This window comes from Pseudomonas fluorescens (assembly GCF_900215245.1).
Lineage (GTDB): Bacteria > Pseudomonadota > Gammaproteobacteria > Pseudomonadales > Pseudomonadaceae > Aquipseudomonas > Aquipseudomonas fluorescens.
This window is the reverse complement of record NZ_LT907842.1, coordinates 3,005,710-3,030,618: the sequence shown is the minus strand read 5'-3', so window position 1 is coordinate 3,030,618 and position 24,909 is coordinate 3,005,710. Positions and strand designations below refer to the sequence as shown.

Here is a 24,909-nt window from a genome sequence, read left to right as displayed (position 1 = left end):
TGCGTTCAGCTTCTCGTTAAGTTGAACTTCCTATACTCGCTTCAACTTCGTTGCACCGAGCACATTCATCTCTGAAGCTTTTGTGTAGCTCCTTTGGAAAGAGATGAATTTTTAACGCCCCGCTGGGGCGTTTTTTTTGCCCGCTGGCTGAGTCGCGACCAATGGTCGCAGTTGACCCTGAAGCTACTTCAGACTTCAGAATTTCCCTACTCTCAAGACACCTGCCTCCATAGGGAAATGGACCTCTTCTCCTTCAGTAAAAGGTAAATTTTCTATGCGTATCCTTGTGGTTGAGGACGAGCAAAAAACCGCTGACTATTTGCAGCAAGGCCTGAGTGAAAGTGGCTATGTGGTCGATTGCGCGTCCAATGGCATCGACGGCCTGCACCTGGCCGGGCAGCACGCCTATGAGTTGGTCATTCTTGACGTCAACCTGCCGGGCAAGGATGGCTGGGAAGTGCTCGAGCAATTGCGCCGCAACGGCACGCAACGGGTGATGATGCTGACCGCGCGTGGCCGGCTGGCCGACAAGATCAAAGGCCTGGACATGGGCGCCGATGATTACCTGGTCAAGCCTTTCGAGTTTCCCGAATTGCTCGCGCGGGTCCGCACCCTGCTGCGCCGCAGTGAGCATATCCCGCAACCGGAAGTCTTCAGCGTGCAGGACCTGGAGCTGGACCCGCGCCGCCATCGCGCGTATCGCGGCTCCCGACGGATCGACCTGACCACCAAAGAGTTCGCCCTGCTGCAGGTGTTGATGCGCCAAACCGGCGAAGTGCTGACCCGCACGCAAATCATTTCGCTGGTGTGGGACATGAATTTCGACTGCGACACCAATGTGGTGGAAGTCTCCATCAGCCGCCTGCGGGCCAAGGTCGATGACCAGAGCGAGGTCAAGCTGATCCACACCATTCGCGGCGTGGGTTATGTGCTGGAGGCGCGCGGATGAAAACCGGCAGTTTGTCGATGCGCCTGGGGCTGACGGTCAGTGTAATGGGCGCGGGCCTGGTGCTGTTGCTGGCAACCCTGGCGTACCTGGCCCTGACCCACGAACTGGAAAAGCTGGCGCGCAAGGGCCTGGAAAGCAAGATGGAACAGATCCAGCACAGCGTGGCCCAGGGCATGGACCTGAACACCATTCGCGCCCGCCCGCATTCACTGATGGACCTGGTGATCGGCCATGACAACTTCTACCTGACCATCGTCGGCACCGCCCCCGACGAAAGCGTGCTGCTGAGCACCGGGGCCAAGCCTCAGACGCCTTTGCTCACTGACTTCACCCCACGGGAAACCCTCGGTTACCTCAACTGGACCGACAGTTATGGCAACCAGGTGCTCAGTGCCTCCAGCCTGATGCGCCTGGCCAGCGGCGAACGTGTACGCGTGCTGCTGTCCCTGGACCGCACCGACGATCAAGCGCTGCTCAGTGCCTATCTGCGCGCCACGGTGATCGCCTTGCCCATGCTGCTGCTGCTGATCGGCATGGGTGCCTGGTGGCTGGTGCAGCGCGGCCTGGCGCCGTTGAAACAGTTCAGCCATGTGGCGGCCAAAGTCACCACTCAGGACCTCACCCATCGCCTTTCCGTCGATAACCTGCCCCAAGAGCTGGGCGAGTTGGCGCAAGGCTTTAATGTGATGCTCAATCGCCTGGACGCTGGGGTGCAGCAACTGTCGCAATTCTCCGATGACCTTGCCCACGAATTGCGCGCGCCCCTGACCAACCTGATGGGCAAAGCCCAGTTGACGCTGTCGCGCCAGCGCCCGCCTGACGAATACAAAGCCGTGCTCGAATCCAACACCGAAGAGCTGGAGCGCCTGGCGCGTATCGTCTCCGACATGCTGTTTCTGGCCCAGGTCAGCCACCCGGCGGCACGCGCTTCGTTCGCGGCGGTGTCGCTGGCGGCTGAAACGGAGCGGGTGATGGACTTGTTCGCCCTCAGTGCCGAAGACAAACAACTGACCCTGACCCTCAGCGGCGATGCTCAGGTGCACGGCGATCGCCTGATGATCCAGCGCGCCCTGTCGAACCTGCTGTCCAATGCCATCCGCCACAGCCCGGCGGGCTCGCATATTTCGCTGCTGGTGGAAGCCTACGGGAGCACGGCGTCGGTGTCGGTCAGCAACCCTGGCCCCGGCATCGAAGCGCGCCACCTGCCGCACCTGTTCGAACGCTTCTACCGTGTCGACAGCAGCCGCGCTCGCACCGAGGGTGGCACCGGCCTGGGCCTGGCCATCGTGCGCTCGATCATGACCCTGCACCAGGGGCAGGCTGAAGTGCGCAGCCTGCCCGGTGGTTTCACCGTGTTTCGCCTGGTGTTTCCTCTTCCTTGCGATGCGCCCACTGATAAAGCGCCGGCAGCACCAGCAAGGTCAGCAACGTAGAAGAAATAATCCCGCCAATCACCACCGTCGCCAACGGGCGCTGCACTTCGGCGCCGGTGCCGGTGGCCAGGGCCATCGGGATAAACCCCAGGGACGCCACCAGCGCGGTCATTAATACCGGGCGCAATCGGGTCAGCGCGCCCTCGTTGACCGCCACCGATAACGCGCGCCCTTCCTCACGCAGGTTGCGGATGAAGGCAATCATCACCAGCCCGTTGAGCACCGCGACACCGGACAAGGCGATAAAGCCCACCCCCGCCGAAATCGACAATGGAATATCGCGCAGCCACAGCGCCATGATCCCACCCGTCAATGCGAAAGGAATCCCGGTAAACACCAACAGGCCGTCCTTGAGGTTGTTGAACATCATGAACAACAGCCCGAACACCAACAGCAACGCCACTGGCACCACGATGCGCAAACGCTCGGACGCTTCCTTCAACTGTTCGAACTGGCCGCCCCAGGTGGTCCAGTAACCGGCGGGGACTTTCACCTGTGTGTTGATGGCTGCCTCGGCCTCTTCGACAAACGAACCGATATCCCGCCCGCGCACGTTGGCGCTGACGATCACCAGGCGCTTGCCGTTCTCGCGGCTGACCTGGTTGGGACCGAGCACCAGGTCCAGGCTGGCGACCTGGGACAAGGCAATAAAGCCCAACTGCCCAGCCGCACTGCCGGCCAGCGCCGGCACCGGAATCAGCAGCCGTGACAGCCCGTCGATATCGGTGCGTAGTGCGTCGGACAAACGCACGACCATGTCAAAGCGGCGATCACCTTCGTACAACGTACCGGCCTGACGCCCGCCCACGGCGACCGCAATGGTGTCCTGCACATCGCCCACATTCAGGCCGAAACGCGCGGCCTTCTCGCGGTCGATATTGATGGTCAGCACCGGCAAGCCGGAGGTCTGCTCGACCTTGACTTCCGAGGCGCCTTCGAGCTTTTGCAGGGTCTCGGCGATTTCCGCGGCGGTCTTGTTGAGCACCGCCATGTCGTCACCAAACACCTTCACTGCCACATCACTGCGCACCCCGGAAATCAGCTCGTTGAAGCGCAGCTGGATCGGTTGCGACAGTTCATACGCACTGCCCGGCACAATCGCACTGGCGCGCTGGATGTCGGCAATCAGCGTCTCGCGGGATTTGTTTGGATCGGGCCACTGTGCCTTCGGTTTAAGCATTACGTAGCTGTCGGAAATATTCGGCGGCATCGGGTCTGAGGCGATTTCTGCGGTGCCGGTGCGCGCAAAAACCCGCTCGATTTCCGGCACCTGGGCCAGCAATGTTTTCTCAAGCTGCTGCTGCATCTGCACCGATTGCGTCAGGCTGGTGCCCGGCACGCGCAGGGCCTGTTGGGCGAAGTCGCCTTCGCTGAGGCTGGGAATGAATTCACTGCCCATGCGGCTGGCCAGCGCCCCAGAGGCGACGATGGTCAACACCGCCAAGCCAAACACCCATGGACGGCGTGCCATTACCCAGTGCAGCACCGGCGCATAGACCCGCCGCGCCGTGCGCATCACCAGGTTTTCTTCTTCCTTGACCTTGCCGGTGACGAACAGCGCAATCGCGGCCGGCACGAACGTCACCGACAGAATCATCGCACCCAGCAGCGCGATCACCACGGTGAAGGCCATCGGGTGGAACATCTTCCCGGCCACACCCGTGAGGGCGAAGATCGGCAGGTAAACCACCATGATGATCAGTTGCCCGAAGATCAGCGCCCGCCGCGCCTCTTTGGCCGCCGCGAACACTTCGTGCAACCGCTCGCTGCGGGTCAACAAACGGCCGTGGCGCTGTTGCGCATGTGCCAGGCGGCGGATGGCGTTCTCGACGATCACCACCGCGCCGTCGACGATAATGCCGAAGTCCAGTGCGCCAAGACTCATCAGGTTGGCGCTGACTTTGTTGGTAAACATCCCGGTAAAGGTGAACAACATCGCCAGGGGAATCACCATTGCGGTGATCAACGCCGCGCGGATGTTGCCCAGGAACAGGAACAACACCGCAACCACCAGCAGCGCACCTTCGAAGAGGTTTTTCTTCACGGTGGCGATGGCTTTTTCCACCAGGTTGGTGCGGTCGTACACGGTCACGGCAACCACGCCTGCCGGTAGCGAACGGTTGATCTCTGCGAGTTTTTTCGCCACCGCCTGGGACACGGTACGGCTGTTTTCACCGATCAACATGAATACCGTGCCCAGCACCACTTCACGGCCGTTTTCGGTGGCCGCGCCGGTGCGCAGCTCACGGCCGATGTCGACCTGCGCCACATTGCGCACGCGGATCGGCGTGCCATCGGAAGTGGTGATCACGATATTGGCGATGTCATCAATCGACGCCACTTGCCCCGGTGCGCGGATCAGCAGTTGCTCGCCGCTGCGCTCGATGTAACCCGCGCCGACGTTGGCGTTATTGCGTTCAAGGGCCGTGACCAAATCACTCAACGTCAGGTTGTAGGCCGCGAGGCGCTTGGGGTCCGGGGCAATCTGATATTCCTTGGCAAAGCCGCCGATGGTGTTGATCTCGGCCACACCCGGCACGTTGCGCAGTTGCGGCTTGATGATCCAGTCCTGGATCACGCGCAGGTCGGTCGGCGTGTAGGGCGTGCCGTCCTCTTTGAGTGCGCCGTCCTCGGCCTCGACGGTCCACAGGAAAATTTCCCCGAGGCCGGTGGAAATCGGCCCCATGGCGGTGTCGATGCCGGTAGGCAATTGTCCACGGGCGACCTGCAGGCGCTCATTGACCAATTGGCGGGCGAAGAACAGGTCGGTACCGTCTTTGAAAATCACCGTCACCTGGGACAAACCGGAGCGCGACAGCGACCGCGTCTGCTGCAGACCCGGCAACCCGGCCATGGCGGTTTCGATGGGAAAGGTAATGCGCTGTTCGGTTTCCAGCGGCGAAAACCCGGCCGCCGCCGAGTTGATCTGCACCTGCACATTGGTGATGTCGGGTACCGCGTCGATGGGCAATTTCTGATAGCTGGCGATGCCGACACCGGCCATCAACAGCATGGCCAGCAGCACGATGATGCGCTGCTCGATGGCAAATTGGATAAGGCGCTCAAACATGGGGAATCACTCGCAGGATCAATGGGCGTGCTCGGCCGAGCCTTTACCCAGTTCGGACTTGAGGATGAAGCTGCCGGCCGTCGCCACCTGTGCCCCGGCGTCGAGGCCCTGGCGCACCTCGACGTAGCCGTTTTCACTCACGCCCAGCTCAAGGTGGCGGGTGATGAAACCGTCCGGCGTGCGCACGAACACCGAGGGTTTGTCCTCGATGGTCTGAATCGCGGTTTGAGGCACGGTGACCTTGGCCTGGTAGGTGTCAGTGGCCAATTGCACGGTGACAAACAGCCCGGGGCGCCAGGCGGCGTCGGGGTTGGGCACGTTCACGCGCACGGTGGCGGTACGCGTCTGCTCGCCGAGCAAGTTGCCGACGTAGGCCACGGTGCCGAGCACGTCGGTGCCCATTTCCGTAGAGCTGACCTTCACCGGTTTACCCACGCGCACCTTGTTCAAGTCTTTGGGAAAGACACCGAAGGTGACCCATACCTGCGACAGGTCCGAGAGGGTAAATGCGTTGCTGGTTTCGCTGACGACCTCGCCGACTCCCAGGTGCTTTTCCACCACCATGCCGGCGAAGGGAGCACGCAGTTCATAGCGATTGCCGCCGACCAGGACGGCGCTGCCACTGAGGGCGGTCATTTTCTGGCGGGCGTTGTTCAGGGCGATCTCAGCTTCCTGCAAGGCCTGGCGCGCCAGCAGGTAATCCTGCTCGGCGGAGATTTGGTCCTGCCACAATTGGCGCTCGCGCTGGAAGGTGGTGCGCGCCAGTTCGACCCGCCGCTCACTGGCTGCCAGCTCACTGCGCTGGTCGGAAATTTGCTGGCTGGCGATCACCGCCAACAGCTCGCCCTTCTTAACCGACTGGCCGAGGTTGACCTGCACCGCCTCCACCACACCGGCCGCGCGCGGGACGATGTGCGAGGTGCGATCCTCATCAAAACGCACTTCTCCCGGCAGTGTCAGCAGGCTGCTGATGGCGCGTGGCTGGGCCTGGGCGAGTTGAATACCGGCGGCCTGGATCTGCTGCTCAGTGAGTTCGAGTGCGCCCTCCTCTTCTTCGGCGTTTGCAAACCCAGACAGCATCAGGCCCAGGGCGACGGCCAGCGCCACACCGTGTTTATGCTTCATAAAAAACTCCAGAAAAAATCAGAACTGGGCGAGGTCGCCGTAAATCCGTTCGATGCGTACCCAGGCGTCGGTGGCCTGGGCAGTCGCCGTGAGGTACTGGGTGCGGGCGGCGATCAAGGTGCGCTGAGCGTCGAGCACGTCGAGGAAGTTGAACTTGCCCATCTCGAAACCCCGGGTGGCGCTGTCCACCGCGCTTTGGGCGGCGGGCAGGATCTGTTGGTTGAAGGCGCGCACTTCGGTATTCGCGGTTTGCCACAGGTCCAGGGCCTGGCGGGTTTCGGTGCGCAGGCGCAACTCAGTGGCGTTGCGCAAGTCACGGGCCTGGTCGGCGCGGCGGCTGGCGGCGAGCACGTTGCCCTGGTTGCGGTTGAACAGCGGGATCGGCATCGACACGCCCACCAGGTTGACCCGCTCGCGCACGCCGGCGTCGTACTGGCTGCCGATCGACACGTCGAGGTCGGGAATCCGCTGGGCTTTTTCCAGGCCTACGCTGGCTTCGTTTTGCTGAATGTGCAGCTCAGCCAGGCGCAGCTGCGTGGTTTGCTCAAGGCGCGCCAGCAACGGTGTGAAGGCCGGTAATGGCGGCGCAGATTGGCTTTGCGTCGCAACCGCCTGGAAGTCCGGCGCGGCGCTGCCGGTAATGGCTGCGAGGCGGCGATAGGCGTCGCTCAGGCCGATCTGCGCACGGTCCATTTCCAGGCGAATCTGCGAGACCTGCACCTGCGCGCGGGTCGCTTCGACCGGTGACGACTTGCCGGCCCTGACACGGCCGTTGGCGACCACCAGGCCGCGCTCGGCCAGGGCCACAGAGCGTTGCGCCAGGTCGAGGCGCTCCTGGGCCCGTAGGGCGCCATAATAGCTGTCGATCACATCGGCGCGCAGGTCGTTGCGACGCTGCTCCAGGGTCAGTGCGGCAGCGTCCTGGGCGCGGGTTGCCAGGTCAATCCGCGCACCGCGCTTGCCGCCCAGCTCCAGGGTCTGGCTGAGTTTGATCGTGGTGGTGCGCGTGTTGCGGCGGGTGTCTTCAGCATCCCAGGAGGCCACCGGGTTGGGCATCAAGCCCGCCTGTTGGCGACCGCCCTGGGCGATGTCGATTTCCCATTGCGCGGCGGCCAGGTCAGGGTTGTTGGCAAACGCGGTTTGCAGGGCTCTATCAAGCGTGAGGGTTTGCGCCTGGACCGCACTGGCGGCCAGCCACAACGCAGTCGCCCCCAACAGTGTTTTAACCGAAATTGCCATAACGAAAGTTCCACGCCCATGAAGTCGCTGAGGTTTCCCAGCGGGGGCAATGTAGCCTTCAGTACTTATCAGGGCGGTGGGCAGAACATTACAAATCCGTTAGCGAGGATCAGGCGTGCAGGTCGTCATGGTCGTCGTGATGAAACCCTTCGCCTTCAACCTGCAAGGTGACGTGGGAAATATCGAATTGTTCGTGCAGCACTTCCGTCACAAGCGCGAGGATCTGCTGCTCGGTGCCGAGCGTCGAGTCCGCCACCAAGTGCGTGCTCAGCACATTCTTGCCGCTGGTCAGGGCCCAGATATGCAGGTCGTGTATGTCCTTGACCCCGGGCACCTTGCGAATGGCCTGCTCGACCTGATCGATATCAACCCCGTCCGGCACACCTTGCAGCAGCACGTTCATGCTTTCCTTGAGCAGCGTCCAGGTGCGCGGCAACACCCAGAAACCAATCGCCGCCGCCACCACCGAGTCGATCCAACCCCAACCGGTGAACAGGATCACCACGGCCGCGATGATCACGCCGATAGAGCCGAGCATGTCGCTCCAGACTTCGAGGTAAGCGCCCTTCACATTGAGGCTTTCGCCGCTGGCGGCACTGAGCAGGCGCATGGAAATCAGGTTGACGATCAGCCCCAGCACCGCAATGACCAGCATGCCGGTGGACTGGATTTCAGCCGGCGCCTGTAGCCGTTGATAGGCCTCATACAGGATGTAAAACGCCACGCCGAACAGCAGCAGCGCATTGAAAGCCGCCGCCAGAATCTCGAAACGCGCATAACCAAAGGTGCGCTTGCGGTCGGCAGGGCGTTTGGCAACCTGGATGGCCACCAGGGAAATCGCCAGGGCCAGGGCGTCGGTCATCATGTGCGCGGCGTCGGACAACAGCGCCAGGCTGCCGGTGATAAACGCGCCGATCACCTCGGCAATCATGAAGCTGCCGGTCAGCCCGAGGGCGATCCATAGAAGACGCTCGTGGCCGGCGCGTACCTGGCCGTGGTTATGTCCTGCGCTCATGAAATGTTCTCAAAGGGTGGGGTCCGTTGATCATAGAGCTATAGGCCAAATCTTCGCGCATGGGTTGCAAATATGTCATCTGCGCGACAGCCCGCCGTTAGATGACACGCACCAAAATCGCACATGAACGCTCTGGCACAGTTCTATCGGGTATGCTTTTCGAGCAGGAAACAAAAAGAAACATATTAGCCAACCTGTTCGATAAGGAGTCCCGTTTTGGAGTTATCGACTGCCGCGTGGATGGTCCACGACACCCGCCTCATATTCTGCGTCCTGCTGGCCATCGCCAGCATTATTGTGTTGATCAGCGCGACCAAGCTGCCGCCGTTCCTGTCAATTTTGATCGGCACATTCATCGCCGGCGTCGGCGCCGGATTGCCGCCTGAGGAAGTCGCCAAAGCGTTCAGCAAAGGCGCCGGGGCGATTCTTGGTGAGGCCGGGATCATCATCGCGCTGGGCTCGATGCTCGGTGCGCTGATGGCGGAATCCGGCGCGGCCGACCGTATCGCCACCACCCTGCTCGGGCTGGGCAAAGGCAAATCATTGCCCTGGGTAATGGCGCTGGTGGCCATGGTGATCGGCTTGCCGCTGTTCTTCGAAGTCGGCCTGGTGATGATGGTGCCGATCATCTTTGTGATGGCCAAACGTTCGAACCAGCCCCTGCTGAAAATCGCCATCCCTGCACTGGCCGGCATGACCACCCTGCACGCCCTGATGCCGCCGCATCCGGGACCGCTGATTGCGGTGAGCGCGTTGCACGCCGACCTCGGCCTGACCATGTTGCTGGGCTTCTGCCTGGCAGTACCGGCGGTGATCCTGGCCGGCCCTCTCTATGGCAACTGGCTGTCCAAGCGCATGCACGTGGATGAACCGGCGGACATCGGCGCGCTGTTCAGCGCACCGCCCAAGGCGCCGCGCCAGCCGAGTTTCGGGGTGTCGCTGCTGATCATTTTGCTGCCGGTGATTTTGATGCTCGGCAGCACCTTGGCCAAGGTCGCCATGTCGCCGGAAAACCCGCTGGCACTGACCTTGAAGTTTCTCGGTGAACCGCTGATCGCGCTCGGCCTGGCGGTGATCGCCGCGGTGGTCTGCCTCGGCTGGGCCGCCGGTATGCCGCGTGCCGACGTTGGCAACACCCTGCGCAAAGCCCTCGCGCCGATCGCCGTGTTGCTGCTGACCATCGGCGCTGGCGGCGGCCTCAAGCAAACCCTGCTGGATGCCGGCGTCAGCCAGACCATCAGCAAGGTCGCCGAAGGCGCGCACATGCCGTATCTGCTGCTGGCCTGGTTGATTGCCGTGGCCCTGCGCCAGGCCACCGGTTCGGCAACGGTCGCCACTACCACAACCGCGGGCATCCTCGCGCCGATGATGGCCGGGCTGGCGGCGACGCAGAGTTCATTGGTGGCATTGGCGATTGGCGCCGGCTCGGTGTTCTTCTGTCACGTCAACGACGCCGGGTTCTGGATGGTGCGTGAGTACTTCGGCTTGCAACTCAAACAGACGATCTGGGTGTGGTCGGTGTTGCAGACGATTGTTTCGGTGGTCGGGCTGGTCGGTACGCTATTGCTCTGGCACTTCCTGACCTGACCCTCAGGTCGCCAAGGTGTGGCGCTTGCCGAACAGCGCCACACTCACCACCCCGACCGCGCCCATCACTACGCAATAGCCCACGCAAATCCACGGGCTCGTCGGCATCAATGCAATCAACAACAGCGGTGTGGTACTCGCCCACAGCGCGTAGGCAATGTTGTAGGTAAAGGAAATCCCGGACACCCGCACCGGCGCCGGAAACAGGCCGACCATCACCGACGGCACTGCGCCCACTACCCCGCAACTCAAGCCCGCCACAGCGTACGCCGCCCCCAGCCACACGCCGCCGCTGATCAGGCTGGCATACAAAACCGCAATGCCCACCGGCAGCAACAGGCTATAGACCAGCACCGTGCGCCAGGCGCCGATGCGGTCCACCAGCAGGCCGGCCAGTACACAACCGATATTCAGAAAAACAATGCCCAGCGCGCTCAAGGCGAAGGTGTGGCTGGGGCTCATGCCGAAGGTTTTTTGCATCATGGTCGGGGTGATGACCACCAGCACCACCACGGCCGAGGTGAGCACGCAGGTGAGGAGCATTGCCGGCAGCAACACCGCGCGATGGTCGCGCAGCACGGTGCGCAGAGGCAGTTCGGCGGCGGCCTGGCGGCGGGCCTGCATTTCGAGGAACACCGGGGTTTCGTTGAGCCAGCGGCGCAACCACACACCAATCACACCGAACACGCCGCCGAGCAGGAACGGGAAGCGCCAGGCGTAATCGAGGATTTCGGCGGCGGTGAAGAGTTGCGCCAGCACGGTCGCGGTGAGTGCGCCGAGCAAGTAACCGAAAGTCAGGCCGGCTTGCAGGAAGCCCAAGGCATATCCACGGTGATGGCGCGGCGCGTGCTCGGCGACGAAGGTCCAGGCGCTGGGCACTTCGCCGCCCACCGCAGCGCCTTGCAGCACGCGCAGCGCCAGCAGGATCAGCGGCGCGAAATAACCGATTTGTGCGTAAGTCGGCATGATCCCGATCAGCAGGCAGGGCAGCGCCATCATCAGGATGCTCAGGCTGAACACGCGTTTGCGCCCCAGGTGGTCGGCAAAGTGCGCCATCAGGATGCCGCCCAGCGGGCGCGCCAGGTAGCCGGTGACAAAGATGCCGAAGCTTTGCAGCAGGCGCAGCCACTCGGGCATTTCGGGTGGGAAAAACAGCTGGCTGAGGGTCAGCGCAAAGAACACGAAAATAATGAAGTCGTAGATTTCCAGGGCGCCGCCGAGGGCGGCCAGGCCCAGGGTTTTGTAGTCGGAGCGGGAAAAACGCTGCGCCTGTGGGGAAAAGGTGGCAGTCATGTGGAGGCTCGGCAGACAAACAAAATGGCGTGCAGGTTATGAGCTGAGCCCAATGATGGCAATCGCGACAGATATATTTGTTTTACTCATGGATCAATGAAGATAACTACATTCCCAAATCAATGGGCGTAGAGGAACATGCCGTAAAACTGCCAAAACCCATAATAAATACAAGAGGAAAGACTCGTGGCCGATGCTATCGAAGAAAGCCGCTATGCCCGATTTGCCCTGCGTTGCTCCAACTTCGCCGAACGCTGGTTTCCTGACTCCTGGGTGTTTGCCGCCCTCGCCGTGATTATCGTCGCCGTGGCGACCCTGGGCATGGGCGCCGCGCCGACCGAGGCCGCCAAAGCCTTCGGTGATGGGTTCTGGAGCCTGATCCCGTTCACCATGCAGATGGCGTTTGTGGTGATCGGCGGTTATGTGGTGGCCAGCTCGCCACCGGCGGTGAAGCTGATTGACCGCCTGGCGCGCATCCCGAAAAACGGCCGCTCGGCTGTGGCGTGGGTGGCGTTGATCTCGATGGTCGCCTCCCTGCTCAACTGGGGCTTGTCCCTGGTGTTCGGCGGCTTGCTGGTGCGCGCGCTCGCCCGCCGCACGGATTTGCGCATGGATTACCGCGCAGCCGGGGCCGCCGCCTACCTGGGCCTGGGCGCGGTGTGGGCGTTGGGGCTGTCGTCGTCGGCCGCGCAACTACAGGCCAACCCCGCCAGCTTGCCGCCGTCGATTCTGTCGATTACCGGGGTGATTCCGTTCACTGAGACGATCTTTCTGTGGCAATCCGGGGTGATGTTGCTGGCGTTGATCGTGGTTTCGCTGATCATCGCCTACGCCACCGCGCCTGGGCCGAACAGCGCCCGTGATGCCAAAGCCTGCGGCGTCGACCCGGCCTTCAACCTGCCCAAGATTCAAGCGCCAAGCCGTCCGGGCGAATGGTTGGAGCACAGCCCGCTGCTGACCATTCTGCTTGCATTGCTGGCGGCAGGTTGGTTATTCCATGAGTTTTCGACCAAGCCGGCGATCAGCGCCATTTCAGGGCTGAACACCTATAACTTCCTGTTCATCATGGTTGGCGCACTGCTGCACTGGCGCCCGCGCAGTTTCCTCGATGCGGTGGCGCGTGCCGTGCCGACCACCACCGGCGTGTTGATCCAGTTTCCGCTGTATGGCTCGATCGCTGCACTGATGACCGTGGTCAAGGGTGGCGACGGCCAGACCCTGGCGCACCATATCTCGACCTTCTTTACCTCCATCGCCTCTCACGACACCTATGCGTTGTTGATGGGCGTGTACTCGGCGGTGCTGGGTTTCTTTATTCCATCGGGGGGCGGCAAGTGGATCATCGAAGCGCCTTACGTGATGCAAGTGGCCAATGAGCTGCAATACCACTTGGGCTGGGCGGTACAGATCTACAACGCTGCCGAGGCGCTGCCGAACTTGATCAACCCGTTCTACATGCTGCCGTTGCTCGGCGTGTTGGGGCTGAAGGCACGAGACCTGATTGGTTTCTCGTTTGTGCAACTGCTGGTGCACACGCCGTTGGTGTTGTTCCTGCTTTGGGCGCTAGGCACCACGCTCAAATACCTGCCTCCCGTGATGCCGTAAACGCTTCTGTCACATTGCCTGCTTAAGCTTCGCCCTCAGGCCCGGCACCGCCTCTGGCCCCTTGATCGACCGTCAATCGATCACGGGGCACAGGGTGCATTGCAGCGCGGCCACGTTACGAAACCCGATAGTCATCATCAGAACCCTTATGCCCTAAGGCCTCGCCTTATAGACTGAAGCGTTTAAGCTTTGCCATATTTGATGCCTTTTCAACGAAACATCCAGCAACAAATAAACCAAAAACAGCCGTGAGATGCCTCGGATGACCGAAGAAACCGAAGACCCGAAAGCCACCCAAAATGCCGCCGATACGCTCCCCGATTCAAGCCGTCGGCGCTTTTTAGGAGGGGTTGCCGTACTGGGCGCCGGGGCGACCCTGAGCGCCTGCGGTGGGCCCGCTGAACCGCCTGGGCCGGTAGTCACCCGCGAACTGTCGCCAGCTGAGCTGGACAAGGCCCTGCACGATAACGTGAAGAATGTGGTGGTCATCTACGGCGAAAACCGCAGTTTCAACAATCTGTTTGCCGACTTCCCCGGTGTGCAAAGCCCACTGTCCGCTCTCAAGCCCGCCGACTATCAGCAGCGCGACCGCGACGGCAGCCTGCTGGAGACGCTGCCGCAGGTATGGGGCGGCGTCACTCAGTTGGGGCCGCAGACGATTGACGGCGTGCTTTACCCCAACGCCACCCAATATCAGGAACACTTGCCCAACGCGCCCTACGCATTGAAGGGGCCGAACGGCGAAGACCTGCCGTTGGGCTTGGTCACCCGCGACCTGTGGCATGTGTTCTATCAGAACCAGATGCAGATCAATGGCGGCAAGAACGACCTGTTTGTCGCCTGGGCCGACTCCGGTGCGCTGACGTTTGGCTATTACCCGCAAACGCGTTACTCGCTGCGCTTGTGGGACGTCGCCAGGGAGTTCGTGTTGTGCGACAACTTCTTCCAGGGTGCCTTTGGTGGTTCGTACCTCAACCACCAATACTTGATCAGTGCTCAAGTGCCGTTTTACCCGGATGCCGCCAACTCGGTGGCTAAATCGCAGATCGCCACGCTGCAGAGCGACGACCCAACCGACACGCGCCTCAAGCCGTTGGACAAGTCACCGGCCAGCGCCATGACCGGCCCGCCGCAGTTCGGGCCCAGCGCACTGACGCCGGACGGCTATGCGGTAAACACCATGGCGCCTCCGTACTGGCCCACCTGGATCCGCGACCCGGAGCGCCCGGACTACGCCAAACCCGACCTGCCCAGCGTGCTGGTGCCGCAGTCTCACGAACACATCGGCGACAAGCTGTCGAAGAAGAACGTCGATTGGGCCTGGTACGGCGGTGCCTGGCAGGCGACGATCGACGAGCACAAGGATTCGGCGGCGATTCCCAAGATCCCCAGCTTTCAGTATCACCACCAGCCGTTCAACTACTTCAAGCAGCAAGGTCCGGAAAATCCGCTGGAGCGCAAGAAACGCCTGCGCGACGGTGGGCTGGGCGATGAGCCGAGCACCAATCACTTCCTCGCGGATGCCCAGGCGGGGACACTGCCGGCGGTGAGCTTCTACAAACCGCAGGGCAACCTCAACATGCACGCCGGTTACGCCGACGTGGCCTCCGGCGACCGCCATATCACCCGCGCCCTGAAAGTGTTGCAGGAGAGCCCGCAGTGGAAAAACATGGTGGTGATTATTACCGTCGATGAGAACGGCGGCTGGTGGGACCACGTTGCACCGCCCAAAGGCGACCGCTGGGGCCCGGGCACGCGTATCCCGGCGTTGGTTATTTCGCCGTTTGCGCGCAAAGGCACAGTCGACCATACGGTGTACGACACCGCGTCGATCCTGCGCTTGATCACCCGCGTGTTCCAGCTGGAAAAACTGGACGGCCTCAAGCTGCGCGACGACGCCATGATTGCGCGCGGCCAGAAGCCCATGGGCGATCTGAGCAACGCCTTGCAGTTCAAGGTGTAGGTTTTCTTATCCAATAGCGACATGCCCAGCGATTTAGCACGCGGTTTTCCTGGTCAACCGCTACTGTGTGCAAGTGGGCTTTCACCCCGCGCAGACGGGCTTTCGCTGACAAGGAAACAACTATGTTTAAACCGACCAGGCTGTCCTTCACCCTGGCCGCACTGCTCGCCAGTGCGGTCGTACAGGCCGACATCGAAGTACCATTGGGCAGCACGCAGCGGGTCACCCAGTTGTTTGCGTTCCCCAATAACTGCAACGTGATCTGCTTTCGGCCATGGACGCTGGAGCAGACCGCCGAGCACTATCTGAACCAAAGCCTGCTGCGCGACGGTTATAGCCGCGCCAAGGTCAGTGTAAAAACCCATGACGGCCAGGTCTCAGCCACGTTCAGCGGCGTGCCCGACCACTATGGCCAGCCACTGACCACGCTGCTCAACACCGCCGACCTGGCCTACCAAGGCGCCAGCAAGCTCAACAGCGACGGCAAGTGGGCTTACAACTGGTACCTGTTCCTGCCGCTGGGCATGGCCCTGGAAAATCGCAAGAGCATCGAACTGCTGCACTTCCCGCCGGACTATTCGCTGACCCAGGCCCAGGATTACCTGGAATCGGCGACCACCGACCGCTGGGCCACGTTGCTCACCGACAATGGCATCCCCGCCACCGAAACACCGGCCTATCAGACCATCATCGATATCGCGCCGATCGCCGCGCCCTCTAATGCGGGCAAGGACCTCGAAAACGTTTACGGCTACTTCGCCGATTACCAGACACGCATGGTCAGGGAGTTGAGCCTGCGCGCCAATGGCTCGTTGCCAATGGTGGCGTTCGGCGCGCCGGTGCGTAATTGGATCAAGCAACAATATGGCCAGACTGTGGGTGTGCTGGGCCTGGCGCAGATCAGCCCGACAGCGGGCAAGACCGTGTCGGTACTGGGCGCCAACCACCCGAGTTACATCTGGTACGCAGCAGATCCGGCAACTTACGACGGTAATGAACAGAAAGCCGATGAGGCCGGCTTGAAGGTGATGGGGCAGGACCTGAGCGCCGCGTGCTGGCAAGCCGGCATGGGGCAGAAACCCGCCAGCGATGCGAATGTACTGCTCAAGGCGTGCATGAATACCTGGCAGGTCACGCGCAAGGAACAGACCTGTGAGTTGTTCTACACCTCGGTGCGCAATCTGCCCCCCGAGCAAGCCAACGCCAAGTGCGCCACACCCGTCATCAAGGCTCAGTTGAAACAACTGAAGGACGCCACTCCAACCCCGGCTGTCCTAGCCCCGGCGCTGTAAGCCGAGCACGCTATAACCGATTTCTACTGTCAGATTTGACAGTAGAAATCGGATCCAACTTCAGCGAATCTTGGGCCGCACCCATCCGCTGCAAGACTGGTAGTCAGCCCCCTTCGCAGGTCGATGCAGCCCAACCCAGGAGAGTTATGAAGACTCAAGCCATGGATCAGGCTAAAACCGCTGTGAGTGACGGCCTTTACCCGTTCAAGACAGTGCTCGTTGAACACGGTTACCCCTCGAACGCCCACTTCCAGGTGGTACAGGACGCAACTGGGCCGGGTGCCAGCATCAAGGCGTGCGTTGCCTTTGACAGCCGCACGCGCATTGCCAGAGTTTCCGGCTACGCCCTGAGCGAACGCCGCTTGCATACCCTGCAACTGTCATCACGCATTCACTTGTATGACCCGTGGTTCAGCGGCCTGCTCTCGCACTCGTGCAACCCGAATGTGTTTTTCGATGCCACGTACCTGGAAGTCTGGACGGTGCAAGCCATCGCTGCAGGCGACCTGCTGACGACGGACTACGCCAATACCGAGGACACGCTGTTCCGGCAGTTCGCTTGCCAATGCGGCGAGCTGAACTGCCGGGGGTGGATCACCGGCAGTGCAGAACCCTTGAACGCCGACGGTCAGGCCTTCATGACCCAGTGGCGGCAGCGCAAACGGCCTTAGACCTCGCCCACTGGCCGCAAGCGATATTGCGGTGGCAGTTGCTCGAAACCACTGATCGTGGTGTTCAGGCTCTTCCAACGACCGTCCTTGATGCCATAGATACAGCCATGGATCGACAGGCTCTGCCCACGGTGCCAGGCGTTTTGCACAATGCTGGTATGACCCACATTGGCCACCTGTTGAATCACGTTCAGCTCGCAAAGGCGGTCGACGCGCTCTTCTTCAGTGGGTAACTGGGCCAACAGCTCGCGGTTTTCGTAGTAGAGGTCACGAATGGTGCGCAGCCAGCCGTCGATCAGGCCGAACTGGCGGTCCTGCATGGACGCACGCACGCCGCCGCAGCCGTAGTGGCCAGTCACGAGGATATGTTTGACCTTGAGCACGTCGACCGCGTACTGGATCACCGACAGGCAATTGAGGTCGGTGTGCAATACCACGTTGGCCACGTTGCGGTGCACAAACAGATCACCGGGCAGCATGCCGACGATTTCGTTGGCCGGTACACGGGCGTCGGAGCAGCCGATCCACAGGTATTCCGGGGTTTGCTGGCGGGCGAGCTTGGCGAAGAATTCGGGATCTTCCTGTTTGATCGCATCCGCCCAGCGTTCGTTGTTATCAAGCAGGTCTTGTAGTTCGTTCATCAGGGAAAGCCTCAGGAATGATGCGCAGCTTTGACAGACGACCGCCCGTCCGGGTCACGCCCGGTTCAAGAATAGACCGGTGTTAATTAGCTTGAATCTTTGGGGAGCCGTGCCTGTCCACACACTATAAGCCCCACAGCATGAGGATTGGCCATGACAGATTCACGACGTCCCTACGGCGCTACACAGCCGGAACCGATTGATGACAATGAAGACCGCATGGGCTCGATACGCGAGCTGAATTTTGACGAGGAAGAGCCGACGGCGGAAATCGGCGACGAACTCCCAGCGGGTGAGCGTGAGCACCTGATGCCCGACGAGCGGGTTCGCGAAGCCGGAATGACCGGCGCTTCAACGCAGGACCACGAACCCACCGATGATGACATGAGCCCGGAAACGCTGATTCATGAGGACGGCGCCCGGGATGCGCGGGAGGAAGGTGAAGACAGCCCGGCGGATTACGATCTGAGCATCGTCGATGAAGACGAGATCGGCGGCGGCAATGGGTTGGATGAAGCCGAGTTGGCTGATCTCGACCCGGTAGACGGCAACCGCTGACACACCACAGGCCTCATTGTGAAATGGGGCCCCTGTGGGTGCTGGCTTGCCTGCGATGGCGGCAGTGAATCCAACACGGCTATCGCGGGCAAGCCCGGCTCTCACATGGGTTAGGTGTTCAATCGACCAAGGTGCAGGCCATCACGACTGCGTCTTCGCGCCCACCCACGGCGGGGTAGTAATCGCGTCGACGGCCGATCTCGTTGAAACCGTAGCGCTCATACAGACGGAACGCGCCGGTGTTGCTGTCACGTACTTCCAGGAAGCATTCCCGGGCGTTGGCGGCATACGCGCGGGACATCAAGTGTTCCAGCAGCGCCAGGCCCAAACCACGGCCCTGGTTTTCCGGCTTGACGGTGATATTCAGCAAATGCGCTTCATCAAGGATGATTTGCACCACACCGTGGCCCACTTGCTGCTCGCCCTCGAACATCAGCCAGATCTGGTATTTGCCCAGCCCGTCGAGAAAAATCCCGCGAGTCCAGGGATGGCTGAACGCCGCGTATTCGATTTTCAGCACCGCGTCGAGGTCGGCCTCGGTCATCGGGCGGAAGGATAAAGCCTCACTCATCGGTTGTTTTCCAGCGCGCCATCAGCCGGCGCATGGCTTGCCAGACATCAGCCTTACGCTGTGGCTCTTCCATTAATAATTCCAGGCCCGGCAGGGCCCATACCGAGCCCAGACCTTCGACCTGCAGTTCGCGGTACCAGGCTTCGGCATTCGCTTCGCCGGCAAAACGCACAGCGGGCAGGCCGATCAACCACAGGCACACGCAGGGTTCGTCTTCCAGGCGCGCCGATACAAAACCTTGCACAAAATCCCGCGCGGCTTCCGGGCCCTGGTCCATGGTGCCGCGCACCAACAATGGCCAGCGCACCGGGTCGCCGACGATTTGCGGGCTGTCAGGCAGGCCGGCGGCGCGCAGCATGTCTTTTAGCAGCATGTAGGCCGGGTCGCGGGTCTGGAAGCGTTCGCCGGTGGGCAATTCCACCAACAGCAGGCAACGCCCCGCCCGCAGCAATTGCAGGGCAAAGCGTGGCGGCGGCACCACCGGGGCCTTGACCACCGGCGTGGCCTCTTCGGCCACCACGGGTTTGGCGACCGGTGACGGGCGCGGTACTTCGACCTTCGCCCGTTCGACCACAGGACGCGCCTCGGGTACCGGCTTGGCCACCGCCACCGGCGCGGCCGCCTCCTCGCCTGAAACCTCGAACGCCTCATAGGGCTCAGGCGCCTGCAGCAGCTCGGGCCGCGATGGGGCGGCAAACGGCAGTTCGGTGCGGGGCAGCCAGTTGACCACCTGCATGGCGGTCAAGTAAGCGCGACGTCGGGACTCGATAAGCACAGCTCGGCCACTTGTGGATAAGTAAAGAGCGGGGATTCTACCGCTGTTCGCTAACAATCGCCCACTGCGCACTGACCGGCTGTGGATAAATCCCGCGCCTGATGCAGTACAATCGCGACTTTTAATCGCCAACCAGCCGGCCATTCCCATGATCGAACCCAAGCGCGTCCTGCGCGCCCTCGCCGAACACTGGGCCTTACTTGAGCCACTGTGCGAACACTTTGACCAAGGCACCTTGAGCCTTGGCGAGCTGCGCGCACAACTGGCCGCCCAACAACTGGACAGCACGCCCCAGGACATCACCAGCCTGCTGGACGTGTGGATTCGCCTGGATATCCTGGTGCCTGTGGCCAAGAGCCCGAACCGTTTCGAGCTCAATGCACAGATCCACGACTTCCTGGCTTATCTTCGCAAGGAGCACCGGCTTGGCCTGTGCCTGGAAATCGAAGCCTACCTGCGCCACCTCGAGCGCCTGGCCGGCTACATCCAGGACGCCTTCGACATCCGCGACGGCCACGACCTGGCCCGTCAACTGCGCCTGCTGGATATGCGCGTACGCGATGTGCTGAAAAAACTCGCCAACGACGAACAGGCCCTCGCTGCCGTGGCCGACCGCGCCAAGACCAGCGACCGCCAGATCCCGTTGCGCCAGCGTTATGCCGAGGTCTTGGCAACCTGGGACGAATATGTCGAACCAATGATCCAACTGGTGAACGCCGACGGCGCCTTCGAGCAAGGCGTGCGCAAGGTCGAAAACGTGCTGTTGCGCATGCTGACCGAGCAACAGCGCCTTGGCCACCTGGTGGACGATGACATGCTGCTGCGCACCCACGCGCGCATCCTCGAAATGCAGACCAGCGCCCAGCTGACCTTGCGTCATGCCCGCGAACTGCTGCTGCCGCTGCGTGAAGAAGCACGTCGGCACAACGCCGTGACCCGTGGCGCGGCGTTGGCGCTGTCGGCCATCCGCCGTAAAGGCCTGGACGCGGTGCCACAGGCAGCGATGCCGATGTTCACTCGGCCGCAAAGCACCTTCCTTGGCAGCGCCAGTCAGGTCGAAGCGTATGTGTATGCCCTGGCGAATTTCGAGCCTAAACCAGCGCGGTTCCCCAAGGCGCACAAATCCCACAAGGGCGAAGCCCAGCGTGCACCGCGCACGGTCAAGGAAATGCTCGAACGCTGCGAAGACGCGCTGCCGATGCCGGACCTGATGACCTGGCTGCTGGAGCAGGAGCCGGACGGGGCCACCGACGAATTGCTGTACTGGTTCTCGCGACTCTCACGCGAGAAACGTTTCAAGCGCGAACGCCTGGAACGCCGCGATTACCACACACACGAGCACCAGGTCAGCCTGCGCTCATTCGCCCTGCTCCCGGCCACGCCTGACGCCGCCGACACCTCTGCGAGCACCGCTTCTGTAAGGACTTCGCATGCATCTTGATCTCTCCGAACTGTCCCAGCTGGCGCCGATCTTTCGCGAGCTGTTCAAGGGTTACCACGTCAGCCGCCGTGACCCGGAGCTGTACGCACAGCTGTCGAACTTCCAGGACCAGTACCGCACGCTGTTCAAGGCACTGGGCTTCGAACTGGTCTGCGATACGCGCGGTTTCTACTACTTCGTGCCGGACTCCGCCATTGCCAGCGCGCAGGTGAACAAGACCGCCCAGCGCCTGGCGTTGTTTACCTTCATCATCGTCGAGCACCTGGCCGACCAGGGCCGCGACCCGATCGCCGTGCTCGACGGCGGCAGCCTGGGCCGCGATGAGTTGCCATCGTTGCTGGAGAAGTACCGCGACCTGTTTATTCAGGCCGAAGTGCAAACCCAGGAAGAGCTCGAAGAAAAAATCATGCGCCGCATGACCCAGCTGGGTTTCGCCAGCGAGGACAACGGTATCTATCGCTTCCTGCCGCCGATGCACCGCTTCCTCGATGTGTGCCTGTCGGTGCAGCAGGACCGCGACCTCGCCGCCAGCGTGCACAGCGTGTTGCCATTGCCGGCGCCGGTGATCATCGATGAAGACAGCGACGAAAAACTGTTGAAGACCGATGACCCCCTCGACTTGAGTGACTTCTCGGACGAAAGCGAAGAAGACGCCCTGGCACGTGCCATTGCCGAAGAACAGGAGACCGACGCATGAGTAAGGAACGCTACGGCATCCGCCGCTTCGCCCTATTGAACACCGCCGGCTACAGCTTGGGGTTGTTCCCGCTGGAAGAGCCGCTGTCGGTATACGGCGCGAATAACCTGGGTAAATCCGCTTCGATCAACGCCCTGCAGTTTCCGATTCTGGCGCGCATGTCGGACATGAGTTTTGGCAAGTACACCCTGGAGCAATCGCGGCGCTTCTACTTTGCCACTGACACCAGCTACATCCTCGTGGAAGTCTCGCTGCCCCACGGCCCCCACGTAATCGGCGTGGTCGGGCGCGGCCCGGGCGGTGGTTTCGGTCACCAGTTCTTTGCCTACGCCGGCAAGCTTGACCTGGCCCACTACCAGAAAAACGACACGTGCCTGCGCCAGAAAGAGTTGTTCACCAACCTTGAACGCGAAGGCCTGAAAGCCTACGAACTCAAGCCGGATGAACTGCGCCGTTTATTGGTGGGTGGCCACACGTCGGTGCCGCTCGACCTGACCCTGATTCCGCTGCGCTCCACCAGCGAGCAGAGCTTGAAGACCTTCCGCGCGCTGTTTATCAACCTGTTGCACATGCGCGAAATCACCGCGGCCAAGCTCAAGCAGCTGTTCCTGGATGCTTTCGAACACAGCTTGCGTTCCGGCAGTGTCGATTACATCGCCGCGTGCGAAGAAGCCTTCCGCGATGTACGACGCATGGAGCAGGATTACAACTCGCTGGTGGCCGCCGGGCCGTTGGTTGAAGCGCTCGCCAATGGCGTAAAACAGCGCGACATTCTGCGCGGCAAATTGCATCGCCTGTCGCCGCTGCTGGACTCGCTGCTCGGCACGTGGTCGGACTACGCCAGTGCGCGCAAGGAAGAGCTGACGATCCAGGCCGAGCACTACCGCAACGAGCAGGACGCGCTGCAAAACGATCAGCGTGGCGGCACGCAGGAGCTGATGCGCCTGGAACGGGAAATCAGCGGCATCCAGCGCTGGTTGGGCGAGCTGTCGGTACTCAAGCATCGCTTTGCACTGGTGGATGACGTCAAGGTGCTGGAGCAGCAATTGCTGGCGGCCAAAGATGCCCACGATGAACTCGCTGGCGCCCTGGCGCAGTCGCGGCAGTTCAGCGCCGAGGATCTGGACGAGCGTTTGCGCGACCTGGAAAAACGCCTGAAGTCGGTCAAGCAGCAACTCGATCACGCGGACAACAACAGCTACGCCAAACTGCGTGAAGAATTCTCACAGCAGGACGTCGAGCGTCTGATGCGTCTGTTCAACAGTTCGTTGTTCAGCCTGCCATTGGGCGAACACGGCATCACGCTGGATGAGGACGGCCAGTGGGTCAAATCCCTGGAGCAGATCCTCGACGGCTTCAAAGGCGAGCGTTTCGAAGTGCCGGGGCTGTCTATCGACATTTCCCACATCGAACCACCTGCATTGCAGGCGCTGGCGGATCGCGCGGCGTTGCGTGACCAGAAAGAACGCCTGGAAAAAGAACTCAAGCAGCTCAAGACGCAACAGGCCGTCGCCTCCGACCGGGCGGCGAGCAAGACGCAGACCGAAGCGCTGTACCAGCAAGTGCTGGATGCGCAGAAGGCCTTGGAAGATTTCCGCCGCGCGCAAACCCTGAGCGCCGAGGAAGGCGAGAAACTCGAACACCTGGCGCAGATGGAAGCGGCGCAGGATGAGCTCAAGCGCTCCAGCGATGCGTTTACCGAGCGCGTCCAGCAGCTGTCGGCCAAGCTGCAATTGGTCGGGCGTCAGATCGGCGATATGGAAGCCAAACAGCGCACGCTGGATGACGCGCTGCGCCGCCGTCAGTTACTGCCGGCGGACTTGCCGTTCGGCACGCCGTTCATGGACCCGGTCGACGACTCCATGGATAACTTGCTGCCGTTGCTCAATGACTATCAGGACAGCTGGCAAGGTTTGCTGCGCGCCGACGGCCAGATCGAAGCGCTTTACGCCCAGGTGCGCCTCAAGGGTGTGGCCAAGTTTGACAGCGAAGACGACGTGGAGCGTCGCCTGCAGCTACTCATCAACGCCTATGCGCACCGTACCGATGAAGCCCTGACGCTGGGCAAGGCGCGCCGCGCGGCGGTCACCGATATCGCGCGGACCCTGCGCAATATCCGCAGCGACTACGACAGCCTCGAGCACCAACTGGCGTTGTTCAACCGCGAGATCAACAAGCGCCAGGTCTCCAACCTGCAGAGCTTTCGCATCGTGCTTGCGCCGAACAAGGAAGCCCTCAAGCATATCGACCAGATCATCCACAGTGCCGGTCAATATGAAGAAGGCGAGACCTTGTCGGTGTTCGACCTCAGCCAGAGCGCCGAGCAGGACAACAAGAACGAAGAGGCCAAGGAATACCTCGCGCGCCTGGTGGCAGCCAACCATAACCAGTTGGGCCTCAAGGACCTGTTCGAGCTGGCGTTCGAGATCACCAAGGTGAACGGCCAGCCAGTGATTCACACCGATATCGATGGCGCGGCGTCGAACGGCACGACCATGACCATCAAGGCCCTGACCAACATGTATTTGTTGCTGCACTTGATGGACCGTGACCAGGCCGGCCGTGTGCGCTTGCCGTACTACCTCGATGAAGCGGCAGACATCGATGAGAAGAACCAGGCAGCGCTGCTCGAAACCAGTTTGCAGCTGGGCTTTGTGCCAATCCTGGCCAGTGTGAAACCGCAGGTGTCCGCCCAGGTGGCGATCGACCTGGAAGGTGGCAGCGGACCGAATGGCATCTACATCGATGAGGCGGACTGGAAGTACATCCGTCGTCACGATGCGGTCAACGCAACGGTGAATGTGCTGGCGGATGAGCCGGAGCTGGATGAGGTTTAATCCACAGCACTGAAATGCAAAAAGGCCGCGATCTTATGGATCGCGGCCTTTTTTTGCGGTGTTTTTTAAGGGCCTCTTCGCGAGCAAGCCCGCCCCCACTTTTGACCGCGTTTATCCTGTAGGAACGCAGTCGAATGTGGGAGCGGT

General features: G+C 61.5%; 19 protein-coding genes. 11 read left to right on the top strand and 8 right to left on the bottom strand.

What is annotated here, in order from left to right; genetic code table 11:
• Positions 1–274 precede the first annotated feature (274 nt).
• Both CPH89_RS13885 and CPH89_RS13880 read left to right on the top strand, forming a co-directional pair.
• On the top strand, positions 275–949 hold the full coding sequence (locus tag CPH89_RS13885) for a response regulator transcription factor PcoR (protein WP_053254221.1): 675 nt from the start codon (positions 275–277) through the stop codon (positions 947–949).
• Complete coding sequence (locus tag CPH89_RS13880; protein WP_081006322.1) at positions 946–2,382, top strand: heavy metal sensor histidine kinase; 1,437 nt, start codon at positions 946–948, stop codon at positions 2,380–2,382. The genes CPH89_RS13885 and CPH89_RS13880 overlap by 4 nt, the downstream gene beginning before the upstream one ends.
• Here CPH89_RS13880 and CPH89_RS13875 read toward each other — a convergent pair.
• From CPH89_RS13875 to CPH89_RS13860, 4 genes are all read right to left on the bottom strand, one after another.
• On the bottom strand, positions 2,297–5,452 hold the full coding sequence (locus tag CPH89_RS13875) for a CusA/CzcA family heavy metal efflux RND transporter (RefSeq protein WP_053254218.1): 3,156 nt from the start codon (positions 5,450–5,452) through the stop codon (positions 2,297–2,299). The genes CPH89_RS13880 and CPH89_RS13875 overlap by 86 nt on opposite strands.
• An 18-nt stretch (positions 5,453–5,470) precedes the next feature.
• Positions 5,471–6,577 (bottom strand): efflux RND transporter periplasmic adaptor subunit, encoded by a 1,107-nt coding sequence (locus tag CPH89_RS13870; protein ID WP_053254217.1) that lies wholly within the window; start codon positions 6,575–6,577, stop codon positions 5,471–5,473.
• An 18-nt stretch (positions 6,578–6,595) separates the two neighbouring features.
• Complete coding sequence (locus tag CPH89_RS13865; RefSeq protein WP_053254216.1) at positions 6,596–7,816, bottom strand: TolC family protein; 1,221 nt, start codon at positions 7,814–7,816, stop codon at positions 6,596–6,598.
• A gap of 109 nt (positions 7,817–7,925) precedes the next feature.
• Positions 7,926–8,831: a cation diffusion facilitator family transporter gene (locus CPH89_RS13860; RefSeq protein ID WP_053254215.1), complete on the bottom strand. Its 906-nt coding sequence runs from the start codon at positions 8,829–8,831 to the stop codon at positions 7,926–7,928.
• Between the two features lie 216 nt (positions 8,832–9,047).
• Between CPH89_RS13860 and CPH89_RS13855 the strand changes: the two genes are divergently transcribed.
• Positions 9,048–10,418 carry a GntT/GntP/DsdX family permease gene (locus tag CPH89_RS13855; RefSeq protein WP_053254214.1) on the top strand — a complete coding sequence of 457 codons (1,371 nt, stop codon included), beginning with the start codon at positions 9,048–9,050 and terminating at the stop codon, positions 10,416–10,418.
• Positions 10,419–10,421: 3 nt separating this feature from the next.
• Here the strand turns inward: CPH89_RS13855 and CPH89_RS13850 are convergent, their stop codons facing one another.
• Positions 10,422–11,711 (bottom strand): MFS transporter, encoded by a 1,290-nt coding sequence (locus CPH89_RS13850; protein WP_053254213.1) that lies wholly within the window; start codon positions 11,709–11,711, stop codon positions 10,422–10,424.
• 186 nt (positions 11,712–11,897) lie between these two features.
• Here CPH89_RS13850 and CPH89_RS13845 point away from each other — a divergent pair, with 186 nt between their 5' ends.
• The 4 genes from CPH89_RS13845 (at position 11,898) to CPH89_RS13830 (ending at position 17,242) form a co-directional block, all read left to right on the top strand.
• Positions 11,898–13,316 (top strand): short-chain fatty acid transporter, encoded by a 1,419-nt coding sequence (locus CPH89_RS13845; RefSeq protein ID WP_053254212.1) that lies wholly within the window; start codon positions 11,898–11,900, stop codon positions 13,314–13,316.
• 262 nt (positions 13,317–13,578) lie between these two features.
• Positions 13,579–15,279: an acid phosphatase gene (gene acpA / locus CPH89_RS13840; RefSeq protein ID WP_053254211.1), complete on the top strand. Its 1,701-nt coding sequence runs from the start codon at positions 13,579–13,581 to the stop codon at positions 15,277–15,279.
• 122 nt (positions 15,280–15,401) lie between these two features.
• Positions 15,402–16,571: a hypothetical protein gene (locus CPH89_RS13835; RefSeq protein ID WP_053254210.1), complete on the top strand. Its 1,170-nt coding sequence runs from the start codon at positions 15,402–15,404 to the stop codon at positions 16,569–16,571.
• 146 nt (positions 16,572–16,717) lie between these two features.
• The gene (locus CPH89_RS13830; RefSeq protein ID WP_053254209.1) at positions 16,718–17,242 is read left to right on the top strand and encodes an SET domain-containing protein; all 525 of its coding nucleotides are present in this window, start codon (positions 16,718–16,720) and stop codon (positions 17,240–17,242) included.
• Here CPH89_RS13830 and can read toward each other — a convergent pair.
• The gene (gene can / locus CPH89_RS13825) at positions 17,239–17,883 is read right to left on the bottom strand and encodes a carbonate dehydratase (protein WP_053254208.1); all 645 of its coding nucleotides are present in this window, start codon (positions 17,881–17,883) and stop codon (positions 17,239–17,241) included. The genes CPH89_RS13830 and can overlap by 4 nt on opposite strands.
• A 153-nt stretch (positions 17,884–18,036) precedes the next feature.
• Here can and CPH89_RS13820 point away from each other — a divergent pair, with 153 nt between their 5' ends.
• The gene (locus tag CPH89_RS13820) at positions 18,037–18,441 is read left to right on the top strand and encodes a hypothetical protein (protein WP_053254207.1); all 405 of its coding nucleotides are present in this window, start codon (positions 18,037–18,039) and stop codon (positions 18,439–18,441) included.
• Between the two features lie 118 nt (positions 18,442–18,559).
• Here the strand turns inward: CPH89_RS13820 and rimI are convergent, their stop codons facing one another.
• Together rimI and CPH89_RS13810 are read right to left on the bottom strand one after the other, a co-directional pair.
• Positions 18,560–19,012, bottom strand: a complete 453-nt coding sequence (gene rimI / locus CPH89_RS13815; RefSeq protein ID WP_003188286.1) for a ribosomal protein S18-alanine N-acetyltransferase — start codon at positions 19,010–19,012, stop codon at positions 18,560–18,562.
• Positions 19,005–19,748 carry a hypothetical protein gene (locus CPH89_RS13810; protein ID WP_053254206.1) on the bottom strand — a complete coding sequence of 248 codons (744 nt, stop codon included), beginning with the start codon at positions 19,746–19,748 and terminating at the stop codon, positions 19,005–19,007. Before CPH89_RS13810 ends, rimI begins: the two co-directional genes overlap by 8 nt.
• A 187-nt stretch (positions 19,749–19,935) precedes the next feature.
• On the opposite strand from CPH89_RS13810, the gene mksB reads away from it, so the two are divergent.
• Genes mksB through mksF form a run of 3 tightly spaced genes read left to right on the top strand, consistent with a single transcriptional unit; the run spans position 19,936 to position 24,762 of the window.
• Entirely contained in the window at positions 19,936–21,228 is a 1,293-nt protein-coding gene (gene mksB / locus CPH89_RS13805; protein ID WP_053254205.1) for an Mks condensin complex protein MksB, read from the top strand.
• Complete coding sequence (gene mksE / locus CPH89_RS13800) at positions 21,218–21,925, top strand: Mks condensin complex protein MksE (protein ID WP_053254204.1); 708 nt, start codon at positions 21,218–21,220, stop codon at positions 21,923–21,925. The genes mksB and mksE overlap by 11 nt, the downstream gene beginning before the upstream one ends.
• Positions 21,922–24,762: an Mks condensin complex protein MksF gene (gene mksF / locus CPH89_RS13795; protein ID WP_053254203.1), complete on the top strand. Its 2,841-nt coding sequence runs from the start codon at positions 21,922–21,924 to the stop codon at positions 24,760–24,762. Before mksE ends, mksF begins: the two co-directional genes overlap by 4 nt.
• Positions 24,763–24,909: the final 147 nt, after the last annotated feature.